We start from the raw sequence: 249 nt of genomic DNA, 5'->3' as shown, positions 1-249 counted from the left end.
ACAGCTACATGTGAGCCAAACTATTAACGGCAATAATAACCACGTTAACCAAAACGTGCATTACGCTGCCAGTGATGAGTTTGACCCTGACAACCCGAATATTATTGAATGCCCCTGCTGTTGGAAACCTGCTAGTAAATACGCGATTTGCATACGCTGTAACTACGATATACCCGGTCACTTTCATGCTATTGAGGTTGAGCGGCGTGTTGCACGCTTAAAAAAACACGCAAAAGTGAGCATGATTGG

At 44.2% G+C, this 249-nt stretch carries 1 protein-coding gene; it reads left to right on the top strand.

The features are described 5' to 3' along the window. The coding region (locus R0K30_RS22905; protein ID WP_410613254.1) for a hypothetical protein at positions 1-249 on the top strand (249 nt) is incomplete at both ends.

The sequence above is a fragment of the Bacillus sp. SIMBA_154 genome (assembly GCF_046536015.1).
Classification (GTDB): Bacteria; Bacillota; Bacilli; order Bacillales; family Bacillaceae; genus Bacillus; species Bacillus pumilus_P.
Note: the sequence above shows the minus strand (reverse complement) of the source record. Positions and strands in the feature narration are given on the sequence as shown.